Origin of the sequence: Thermogutta sp. (assembly GCF_014359955.1) — a bacterium.
Classification (GTDB): Bacteria; Planctomycetota; Planctomycetia; order Pirellulales; family Thermoguttaceae; genus Thermogutta.
Genome location: NZ_JACIYL010000078.1, coordinates 1 through 9,980, shown reverse-complemented (window position 1 = coordinate 9,980; position 9,980 = coordinate 1). Strand labels below are relative to the sequence as shown.

Below are 9,980 nucleotides of genomic sequence, written 5' to 3'. Positions count from 1 at the left end.
GCCGTCGACTGACGGCTTCGGATATCCCTTTGCGAGAAGCGAGGTAGAATTCCAGCCGCGCGAGCACTCCCTCGCGGTGCGGGCCGAACGGCACGAAGACCGCGCGAAGCGTGTCCACAGGAGTGGGCTCCCGCGTGTCGAAAAGAAATACCCCCTGATCGACGATACGTACGGCGCGGATGGCCCGCCAGGGAATCCGCTGGAGCCTGCCGAAGACGATCCGCTCCACACCGTACGGACCCAAGCGATACGTCGCCCGGAGCAGCGCCCTGGCGAAGGACGCGACCAGAAACAGGTCCGCAAAGACCGTCCAGAAAAGTCTCCCGGTCACAAGGAAAACCCCCGCCGACGCACACGCCAACGTCAGCAAAAAGATCACCGCCGTGGTGGGATGGTCGCGCACCGGCCAATCATCCCACTCCAGAAGCGGCGGGTCTTCTTCCCAGGCTGGACCGTAATATCGGGTGATGGTACTTGCCGTGCTCATACTCTTTCATTTTAGTCACAGCGATTGAACCTTCACAAAGTCCAGTTATATCGAGGTTTGCCAGACCGGACTTCGGTAGCGAGTCACGAATCGTCTTCATGATTAACCGGAATAGGTGCCCAGAAACCGGTGCCCGAAACGCCCAGGCATTCGGCCGTGCCCGCCGGATGGCACTGCATCACGAACCAACGCTGGTGCACGGGTCACGATTTCACCAATCGGGCAACTTCTTCGGCCGGGACTTCTGCACAATTGTGCTCCACTCCACCTGGGGTTCAAATCGGTTTTCCCCGTATTTCACCTGGGCCAGAACGGGAGGGACGCACCGCGCCGCCAGCTCGGCGAGGTTGCTTTCGACGCTTACGTCCTCGGGATCGCGTGGATTCGGTTCGTTGAGGACAATTCCCGCGATGTCCAGTCCTTCGCGAAAGGTGGTGGCCGCAATGAGCGTCAGAAGGGTGTGGTTGATTGTGCCCAGGACATTTTTGCTCACCACCAGCAGGGGATAGCCAAATTCGTAAGCCAGATCAGCCACATAATCCTCATCGCTGATGGGCGACATCAGGCCGCCGGCACCCTCGATGAGGACCACGTCCGCCCACTGCTGCCAGGGACGGAGGCCCTCCCGCAGAAGCTGGCAGTCAACGGCTTTGCCTTCCAGGCGCGCCGCGAGATGGGGCGCCAGCGGGGCCTCGAACCGTTGAGGACAGACTTGTTCCAGAGACAGCGGCCTTCCAGCGGCTTCCCACAGGGTCAACGCATCTTCCGAAATGAGTTCCCCTTTTTTCCGAACACAGCCGCTGGCCGCCGGCTTGTAAACGCCCACGCGGAGTCCGGCCCGGACAAGCTCTCGGGCAATGAGCGCCCCGACGTAGGTCTTTCCCACTCCTGTATCTGTTCCGGTGATGAAAAGCCCCAACGGTTTTCTTCTGGACATCGAAAATCTTCCTGATAACCACCGCGAATGTTAGAGAGGTTTTCTCAATTCTCCCAAAAGCTCACCGATTGGCTGGACTTTTCTTCTGTGGAACGACCGTCAGCCATCAATCGCGGCACAGTCGGTAAATGCCCGCCCGTCGGGCCATCGCCACGGCTTCCTGATATTCCTGGGGAGTGCAGCGTCGCGCAATTTCGGGAAAGTCCCACGCCCGACCCTCCGGCCGATACTGCGCCATGATGTTCACGTAGGTATGCGGGGAGATCTCCTCGGCCAGGAATCGCATAACTTTTTCGGTGCCAGCAAGACCGTTGGGCATCACCAGGTGGCGCACGAGAAGCCCACGCACGGCCAGGCCGCGCTCATCGAGGATGAGATCGCCGACCTGCCGATGCATCTCGCGGACGGCCGCCCGACAAACTTCCCAGTAGTCGGCCGCATGCGCGAAGCGCTCCGCAACCGCGGGATCGGTGAACTTGATATCCGGCATATAAATATCGATCACTCCGTCGAGGAGGTGCAGTGTTTCCACTGAATCATAACCACCTGAGTTGTAAACAAGGGGAATGCGCAGCCCCTCTTCCACGGCGATGGGAAGGGCCTCCAGTATCTGCGCGACCACATGGCTGGGCGTGACGAAATTAATGTTATGGCAACCTAATTCCTGAAGCCGGATCATCAGTCGTGCCAAACGCTGGGCATCGCAGGGGGAGCCCGTGCGGTACCAACTGATGTCGTTGTTTTGACAGAATACGCAGCGGAGATTGCACCCGGAGAAGAAAATCGTTCCCGAGCCATTCCAGCCGCGAAGGCACGGTTCCTCGCCGTGATGAGGAAAGGCGCTGGAGACCCAGGCGTATCGACCAATGCCGCAAAACGAACCCCGCGGCTCATCGCGTGACCGATCGGCTCCACATTGCCGGGGGCAGAGGGTGCATTCCGCCAGCCGAGCGATGGCCGCTTCCGCGCGCTTTTTTAGCTCACCACTCGCGTGGAGTTTGACGTAACTGGGTTCCGTCTGGTGGAGAACCACTGTCTCGCTCCTGTGGAACGGCGCCGCGCCTTCCAGTCCTTGCACCAATTTTCAGCCCTGGGATGGAGCTGGCGAACACACTGGGCGCCATTTTTCATTGTGAAGTTTTGGCCCTTCTGCTGGAAGGGTGTCGATCCATGCGACACGGTGTCGATCGCCGCGACACCGGCCGGTGTTGTTTGGCTGGCATGTGGGACGCTCGTCCTGTCCTTCGATGCGGTTTTTGGGGGATTTTCACGTGCCTGCCCGTTTTCCCCCTGCTGTGGGGCAAGTTGGAATGGCCTTTGCAATAGCGAAGCGTCCTTTTCCCGAAATGGGAGATTTTACGCCGACGGGAAGAGCGGGTTGTCGGGAATTGGGCGGCGGTCGGGGGGCAGTCCTGTCGGGCTGTCAATGGAGCCACTGACAATCACGCGAATTTGGCTGCCAAGGTTTTCTTACAGAACTGAGAACTACGGAGTGACGTGACATGAAGACGTTGCGACCCATGCATGATGGGCGTTTGGCATTCACCCTCGTTGAGCTTCTGGTGGTCATTGCGATTATCGGACTGCTCATCGCGCTTTTGCTGCCGGCCGTGCAGGCAGCACGGGAGGCGGCTCGGCGAGCTCAATGTCTCAACAACCTCAAGCAACTCGGACTGGCGGTCCATAATTACGCCAGCAACTGGGGGTGTTTTCCCTCGAGTGCGATTGTGGACCGCACCGTCCAGGCGACGGGCAATAACGTGTCATGGGGAGTGCACGGGCGGATTTTACCTTTTATAGAGCAGGTGCCGCTCGGCTCGCAGGTGAACCTGGTGGAAGCCTGGGATTCACAACTCGTGATTGATGGCGTCCGGATCCCCGTGTTTGCCTGTCCCAGCGATCCCAAATCTTCAGAAATACGGGATACAGGGGCCGGAAAGCCACGTCTGTATCCGACGACCTACGGGTTCAATCTCGGTGTGTACTTCGTGTACGACCCCGTCACGGGAAGAGGCGGCGACGGCATCGCCTTTCCCAACTCGGCGGTGACCTGGGCGGGGGTCATCGATGGCACGAGCCACACACTGCTGGCGTCGGAAGTCAAAGCCTGGCAGCCGTATCGGCGGAACGGCGGGCCGCCGTCCACCAACATTCCGGCTTCCGCAGCCGAGGCCTCGACTGTTGTCGCATCGGCGGGAGAAGCGAAAACCACCGGTCACACCGAATGGCCGGACGGGCGTGTCCATCATACCGGCTTCACCGCATGCTTTCCCCCCAACACCCGCGTGCCCTGTGACATCGGCGGAAAAACGGAAGATTGCGACTACAACTCCTGGCAGGAGGGGAAGAACGGAATCAACGGGGCTCCCACCTACGCGATTGTGACCGCCCGCAGCTTTCACCCGGGCGGCGTCAATGCCGTCCACGTCGATGGCTCCGCACGGTTCTACGCAGAGACCATCGAGCTGCCCGTCTGGCGGGCCCTGGCAACTCGGGCAGGAAGGGAACTTGTACCCAACCAGTGAATTGGGTGCGTCACAATGCCGGAGTCAAGGGCGGGCATAACCAGCGAGAGGCCGGGCGTGGCGGCAGTATCAAGCAGGGGGATGACCCGGGTGGCGATCGTGGGAAGCATGATGACCAGGAAAAGCGTCAGCTCCGCGCGTCCTCTTTCGGGTAGGGGAGAAAAATCCCTTCCTGCAAAATGAGAAGGCGGTGGCACAGCCGCTCCAGCAGGTCCCGATCATGGGAGACGATGATCATGGCCTGCGGCAGCCTCGCCAGTGACGCTTCTACCCGGGCTGACGCTGTGGGATCCAGTCCCGTGGTGGGTTCGTCCAGAAGAAGAATTTGCGGATCCATCGCCAGGACGGTGGCCAGCGCAACGAGTCTTTTCTCTCCGCCCGAAAGTCGGTAGGTGATGCGGTTCTCCCAGCCCTCCAGGCCTAACTCCGCCAACGTTCGGCGAACGATCTGGCGCACTTCTGCCACGCTCTTCCCTTGATTGAATGGGCCGAACGCCACATCCTCAGCCACGGTGGGACAGAAGAGCTGGTCATCGCTGTCCTGGAAGAGCAGACCGATTTTTCCCGGCAGATCCTCGAAATCCGCCGGCCGGGTACGAACCCGACCGAAAATCTCGATCGTTCCCCTTTGCGGTTGTACCAATCCCATCAGCATGAGCAGAAACGTGGTCTTGCCGCTGCCGTTGGCCCCAATGATCCCGACCTTCTCACCGGCGGAGAGCTGAAACGCAAGCCCCTGAAACAGAGGCGGCTGCCCTTCGTACTGGAAATGAATCCCGTCCAGGCGGATGAGCGGCGACGAGGGCTCGCAACCCACGGAATCGGGTCGCATGCTGCTTTGGATGGCGGGATGAGTGGCGACCGCGGGCGGCGCAGGATGGGAAGTCTCGGGGGGCTCGGCGACCGGTGAATCCCCGGGTGTGGCTGCTCTCTCGTGCAAATGGAGTGGCACGGTCACAGGAGATGCTCCAGTCGCAAATAGGCCAGTCCGGCGAGGGAAAGGGCCGCCACGAACCAAATATCGCGCCCACTGAAATGAAAATGCCGCCACAGATAGAAATATCCCTTGAATCCGCGACACTTCATGGCCGCCAGAATGCGGTCTGATCGGGCAAGACTACGCACAACGAGCATACCGACCATCTGGCCGTAGGTGTGAAAAGTCCACCAGTTCCACCCGGGACGAAACCCCCGTATTCTTATCGCCGTGTGCAGGCGATGGTATTCGTCCTCCAGAACTTTGAGATAACGAATACTCAGCAGGACGATTTGCACCAGCTTGCGGGGAAGATGAAAATGGGCGAGCACGTGCCCCAGAACGGGAATTTCCAGCGTGCCCACCAGTCCGGCGGCACCCACCAGAACAATCGTGGCTTTGGCCCAGATCGTTACGGCCTGATACAAACCGTCCCAACTTGCATGGGCGAGCCAGCCGGGTCCCAGCGGTTGGCCGGGAACCGTCCAGGGCAGCACGCCGACCAGCACGAGTCCGAAACCCACAAGGGGGAGAATCCGTCGCAATGTGCGGCTGAGTGAAAAACGTGCAAAAGCCAGAAGGACGCCGCTCAACACAGCAAGTCCCAAAAGGGTGGGGCCCTGCCTGGCAAAAACAGCCGCCGTGGCAAAGAGGAGAAGCGCGATTACCCGCAACCGCGGGTCAAACGCGTCGATGATCCGCGGGCCGGGAGCAGCCGCTTGTTCCAATTCATCCCACTGGCGATTCATCAGAGCAATCCGAACGGTCGGAAACCCAATCCAAAGGGCACACCCTGTGCCGACAGTCAGGAACGATCTCGCTTTCGTGCCAGAATATAAAACGCAATCCCGGTGATGCCAAGGATATAGCCCAATCCCCCGAGCACGTCGCGCAACTGGGTGGCCGACCGAAACTCCTGCCATTCTTCGCGGAGTTTAACCACCTGGGCTTTGAGCATGTTCATTTCAGACTTTAAGTCTGCGAGAGGGACGGCCGTACCCGTCGTTGGCGTGTCCTCCCGACTGTGACTGTTGGAGGAGCCTGAGGGGGCAGGGTGAGAATCGGCGGAAACCTCGGAGGAGTGCGCCTCAGACTCACCGGTTGACAAATTGGGCGGAAGTGGCAACTCGGCGAGTTCGTCGGCGGAGATGGCCCAGTGGGCCTGATGGCCGTCAGTGGTCATGGCGACGACGCTGAAATCGCTGCGGAACGGGGGCTTCAGAGTGAAGTTTCCCTCCGCATCGGACTTCGTTGTGGCGACGACCTTCCCCTCGGGCGTGGTCAGGCGGATTTCCGCATCTGGGACGCGTGTTCCACCCGGTAAATACACCCGGCCTTTGATCGAGCTTCCGTCAACGGAGGCAAACACATACAGCGTGTGGGCGGAGGCTTTTTCCAGGCTCATCGCCCAGCAAGCTATTGACACGAGGAACACCCATGTCATCGTTGGGGTGTGTCGCAACACCGGGATGACCCTTCTGAAAGGAAGCATCATCAGGTAGAAGCAAGGAATTTCTTTGAACTGCTTGTCAACTTCTTGAATGCGTCAACCCGATTCGGGCGTCAAAAGTGGGGCACGGAACACCTCGGGCTGGACGCGTCTAAGAAAATGAGTGGCTGCCGCGGTGATGAAACCCTCTCCCAATGCAAGCACCCCGTCGGTTGCAAACACGATCCAGGAGAGGATGTGAAATTCCTTTCCAGCCAGCGCAACACACAGAGCGGTCAAACATGCGCTGAGGAGAACGGCCGTCGCACCAGCGGCAAACCCACCGGCTGTCACCAGGAAGGGTTTCGGTGAGCGAACGAATCCCCGAAATAAATATCCGCAAAACACACCCGGAAACGCCATGTTGAACGTGTTGATCCCCAGAGTTGTCAGCCCGCCTGCCCCAAAAAACAGCCATTGAAGCCCCGTCGCCACAAAGACCGCGACGAAGGCCGTCCATCCCAGTACGAGTCCCATGAGTCCGGTAAGTACCAGGTGGAAAGCAATCGGGCCCATGGGAATTTGAATGAGGGACACGACAAAGAACAGACTGGTGAGCAGCCCTGCCCGGGGGATCTCATCCGGTTCCAGTCTGGCCAGTCCCAGACCGATTCCCGCGAAAGTCCCCACCCAGCCCGCGGCCGTCACCAGCGTGCCCGCGGTCGTTGTGGTCAGAATTCCGTCCGGAATATGCATGGCTTGGCGCCTTCAAAACCGATGCCGAAAACGGAAATCAGGGTGCTCCAGGTGTTTCCACCGGTCGAGCTTCCGATGCACCACGCGCTTATGGTGCGGGGGCTTTTTTGGCCGGGCTAACCGAAACCGGATCCACAGCCCGCACCCAAATGAGGCCTCCCAATTCCACCTCGGCGGGTTGCCCGTCGGGGCCTGGTCGCTGTTCTCCTTCAATCAGTGCCGCGAAGCCCCACCACCCGGCCCAGGGCACGGTGTAACAGAAAACGCCCTGGCCGTCGGTCTTGACGACCTGCGTGACCAGGCTTCCGTTGGGCGGCTGAACGCGGCGATCCTGGTTCCAGTATTCCACTTCCACCCGGGCGAACGGCACGGGCTTTCCGTCGTGCAGCACGATCCCGCGGAACGTGTTTCCCGCCCAGAGACCGTACGGCCGCGTCAGAGGCTGGATTTCCACCGGCAATCCGATGGGACGCTCCCACTGCCCGTCGTCACCCAGAAAATTCACCACCACCTTGGTGTAATGAATAATCCACTTCTTTTCCAGCTTCTCCCAGTAAGGCGCTGGCTCAATCGCGAAAACATGATCGCCGGGTTGCTTCAACTGACACTGCGCTGTATAGGCCGGCTGACCTTCCAGGGTTCTCGGTTGGAGTGCGGATTTCAGATCCTCAGCCCGACCGTTGTGAACGACGAAAAACCGGACCGGGTCGGCCATGGGCATGACCGGCCCTTGCTCCATCGGATGGGTGAACTGGATATCGAACACCAGCTTCGTCTGGGAAGGTTCTTCCACCACATCGTGATTGGGGATCAGAACCAGAAAATGGGCATCAGCCCGCGAGTTACACGAGAATCCCGCGATCGCGCAGGCGATGATCATCCAACTGCGAAGAAGGTGAGGGCGGCGAACACTGATCATGGCAGCAATGGATATGGCTGAACGACTTCAAACGCGGTGCACAAGACATTGCCTCACGCGGCACAAGCGGGCCGGGCAAGGGATATCGTGTTACGCACCGGCTTATTGTAACACCAGAATTAACGGGCGTCCACAAGTCAACGGGCGTCCACAAATTGGAGGGCGGACACATCCTCACTTTTTCTCTGCCGACAGGAACGCAGACGTCCACACGGGTTCGCGCGGGAGCAAGCCCCAGCCCGGCGAGACCTGCTCGTCACGTCCATATTCGGAGGGACCTGCTTGTCAGGTCCGCTTTTGGAGGGACCTGCTTGTCAGGTCCGCTTTTGGAGGGACCTGCTTGTCAGGTCCGCCGTTGTAGGTTTGATCATCCATCCCTTTCACCGGGCACAACGAGCGTGCCCCTCTGAAGGATTTTCCCAACGAGCCTCCTTCTGACGGCACGTTCTAATCCATTTCACCGTTTGCGCTCCGACTATTCGGGTGGATTGACCATGAACCGATAGGCGCAATTCCGGTAAGGGCAATTCATGAATTGCCCCTACCACACACGGCCCCCGTGGCATCTCATCCCTCGCCACAAAATGGAGTCGGGTCGCGTCGTAGGGACGCATTAAGGGTCGCGATCCTCATGCCAAGGAAGTTTCTCGGTCTGGGTGTGAGTTCGTTGGGTTCCTCCATTTCTTCACGCATCTGCCCGAAGGGGTACCCATCTTCAGAGTGGTTCAATGAAACACCGCACCGGTAATCTCGCCAGGCCAGGGCAGAAATGCGTTTGCTCTTGGCCCGCGATGAACTTATGATTAGGGAATTGGTGTCACAGGGATGTGGGGTGCTGTGGGGAAAGGAACCAGCTTGGCTATGGAAACATCGACCACGATAGACGATATCGGCCTGACGCGAACGTGGGGCGGTTTGCAAAATCGGGAGCGGCTCCAGGCTCTCGTGGAGGCCTATCACGACCTCATCGAACAGAGACGCCGTCTCAACTGGACGGAGCATCTTCAACTGATTCGCAAACTGGGGCATGGGGGCCAGGGTGTTGTGTACCTCAGTCAGCGGCGGGGAGCCGACGGCTTCACCTTGCCGGTGGCCCTCAAATTCTTCGCCCCTGATCCGTATCCCAGTGAAGCCGCCTATGAGGAGGCGATGCAGCGGATCGGTTGGGTTTCCAGCCGCGTGGCCCAGATCGCGCACGACAACCTCCTGGATGTGCACAACTGGCTGGAGCGCGACGGTATCCGCATTATGGAGATGGAATGGGTGGACGGGTACGATCTGGCCCGGCTCCTGACCAACCGCATGTACCAACTCCTGGAGCAACGGGTCAAGCCGATCCGCTGGCAGTATCTGAACGAGGTTGTGGTGACAGCCGGGCCGGTTCAGCCGCGGCTGAAACCAGGAGTCGCGGTGGCCATCGTGCGGGACTGTCTCGCTGGACTGGCCGCCCTCCACAGAGGGCGTATCGTCCACGGGGACATCAAGCCCTCCAACATCATGCTGAAGAAGACAGGGACGGCCAAGCTGGTGGATGTGGGCTCGGCCGTCGATCTGGATATGCCCCCGTCCCGAAGAAGTTGCACCCCCCTTTACGCGGCACCCGAGGTCCTGGACAGCGACGGCGCGGATATTTCGCCTCGTTCGGACCTGGCCAGCTTGGGCTATGTCCTCATCGAGATGCTGTCGGGTCAGCCGGTTTTTCCACCGAATCTGCAGCGGGCGGAATTGCTGGAGGCCAAACGGCTCTTGCCGCAGCGATTGCATACGATCCTGCCTCCGGAATGCCTGAAGAGTGAGGCCCTGGTCAATTTCTGTCGTCTTTTGATCGCGCCTGATCCGGCAAGACGCTTTGACAACGCCGAGGCCGCCGACCTGGACAGGAACGGGGCCTCAGAATTTCTGCGACAACTGGTCAAGGGGGATCTAGCCTCCGAGTACGCCACAGAAATTC

At 59.6% G+C, this 9,980-nt stretch carries 10 protein-coding genes; 2 read left to right on the top strand and 8 right to left on the bottom strand.

Annotated elements, in window-relative coordinates:
* The 3 genes from H5U08_RS04160 to H5U08_RS04150 form a co-directional block, all read right to left on the bottom strand.
* Positions 1-487 (bottom strand): hypothetical protein (locus tag H5U08_RS04160; RefSeq protein ID WP_297030506.1); only part of this gene is annotated, 487 nt, incomplete at its 3' end.
* Positions 488-698: 211 nt separating this feature from the next.
* A complete protein-coding gene (gene bioD, locus H5U08_RS04155; protein ID WP_297030504.1) occupies positions 699-1,424 on the bottom strand; it encodes a dethiobiotin synthase in 726 nt (241 codons plus the stop codon).
* A gap of 106 nt (positions 1,425-1,530) precedes the next feature.
* A complete protein-coding gene (locus H5U08_RS04150) occupies positions 1,531-2,457 on the bottom strand; it encodes a radical SAM protein (protein ID WP_297030501.1) in 927 nt (308 codons plus the stop codon).
* Between the two features lie 469 nt (positions 2,458-2,926).
* Here H5U08_RS04150 and H5U08_RS04145 point away from each other — a divergent pair, with 469 nt between their 5' ends.
* Complete coding sequence (locus H5U08_RS04145) at positions 2,927-3,949, top strand: DUF1559 domain-containing protein (RefSeq protein WP_297030499.1); 1,023 nt, start codon at positions 2,927-2,929, stop codon at positions 3,947-3,949.
* Positions 3,950-4,076: 127 nt separating this feature from the next.
* Here the strand turns inward: H5U08_RS04145 and H5U08_RS04140 are convergent, their stop codons facing one another.
* From H5U08_RS04140 to H5U08_RS04120, 5 genes are all read right to left on the bottom strand, one after another.
* Complete coding sequence (locus tag H5U08_RS04140) at positions 4,077-4,907, bottom strand: ABC transporter ATP-binding protein (RefSeq protein ID WP_297030496.1); 831 nt, start codon at positions 4,905-4,907, stop codon at positions 4,077-4,079.
* Positions 4,904-5,674 (bottom strand): cobalt ECF transporter T component CbiQ, encoded by a 771-nt coding sequence (cbiQ, locus tag H5U08_RS04135; protein ID WP_297030493.1) that lies wholly within the window; start codon positions 5,672-5,674, stop codon positions 4,904-4,906. The genes H5U08_RS04140 and cbiQ overlap by 4 nt, the downstream gene beginning before the upstream one ends.
* A gap of 56 nt (positions 5,675-5,730) precedes the next feature.
* Complete coding sequence (locus H5U08_RS04130) at positions 5,731-6,351, bottom strand: carboxypeptidase-like regulatory domain-containing protein (RefSeq protein ID WP_297030492.1); 621 nt, start codon at positions 6,349-6,351, stop codon at positions 5,731-5,733.
* 120 nt (positions 6,352-6,471) lie between these two features.
* The gene (cbiM, locus tag H5U08_RS04125; RefSeq protein WP_297030490.1) at positions 6,472-7,110 is read right to left on the bottom strand and encodes a cobalt transporter CbiM; all 639 of its coding nucleotides are present in this window, start codon (positions 7,108-7,110) and stop codon (positions 6,472-6,474) included.
* Positions 7,111-7,198: 88 nt separating this feature from the next.
* Positions 7,199-8,029, bottom strand: coding sequence for a DUF4198 domain-containing protein (locus H5U08_RS04120; protein WP_297030489.1), 831 nt, complete (start codon positions 8,027-8,029; stop codon positions 7,199-7,201).
* Positions 8,030-8,890: 861 nt separating this feature from the next.
* Here H5U08_RS04120 and H5U08_RS04115 point away from each other — a divergent pair.
* Positions 8,891-9,980 (top strand): serine/threonine-protein kinase (locus H5U08_RS04115; protein ID WP_297030487.1); only part of this gene is annotated, 1,090 nt, incomplete at its 3' end.